This is a genomic window from Vibrio sp. 10N.222.48.A3 (assembly GCF_041475345.1).
In the GTDB taxonomy this organism is placed as follows: Bacteria; Pseudomonadota; Gammaproteobacteria; order Enterobacterales; family Vibrionaceae; genus Vibrio; species Vibrio tasmaniensis_A.
In genome coordinates this window covers 1-739 of record NZ_JBFRVX010001561.1, presented here as the reverse complement: position 1 = coordinate 739, position 739 = coordinate 1, and the positions used below count along the sequence as shown (strand labels likewise).

1 protein-coding gene is annotated in these 739 nt (G+C 38.4%); it reads right to left on the bottom strand.

Going from position 1 to position 739, the window contains the following annotated elements; translation table 11 throughout:
- The coding region (locus AB4653_RS27730) for an NUDIX hydrolase (protein ID WP_372105851.1) at positions 1 to 508 on the bottom strand (508 nt) is incomplete at its 3' end.
- Positions 509 to 739 lie beyond the last annotated feature (231 nt).

Below are 739 nucleotides of genomic sequence, written 5' to 3'. Positions count from 1 at the left end.
GGTTCATGACGCGCTTACCTGCTATCTCACTTAGTTTGATGTACTTTGTTTCTAAAGGTAAATCTAACAAACCTAAACGCAAAAACTCTGGCTTTACATCCACTTCTGGCAACTCGTTCAATGAAAACCACCTAAACTCAAGATCGACGCCAGACTCAATACCACGAAAAGGTTCGTTCAATGGAAATCTATGAGGTTCGCTTAGTTGAACAAAAAAATAGTTAGCGATTTCATGATACTTTTTATTTGCATGTTCAAAGAAACTTTCAACGTGCCAAAGATGCTTCTTAACAGACGACTCTACCCCTAACTCTTCTAGTAGCTCTCGATTCAATGTAGCATCTGAGTTTTCGAAAAACTCAACTCTACCACCGGGAAGCGCCCAAAAAGAATCTCCGACAACTCTATGTAATAACACATGATTATCATGAACAATAACGGCAGCACTTCGAAAGTTAAATCGAGCATCACCTTGATCAAATCTCAACATTTTTACTCCTTGTAGCATAACGCCTTCTATATGACTCTGCGCCGCATTTTACGCCCATATAATGCAGACTTTCACCTATCACTTCAATTTGTAATCAATAAGTTAGTGACCACATTGAGAGGTTAGACTGCTAAGTGAAGCATAATTTCTAGATGTACTGAATTCGGATAACTTTTTGTAGGGTAAATTGCCATTAACAGGATATGAATGAGTTCTTGTTCTAGCTGATAAAGGGGCATTTTCGAGCTA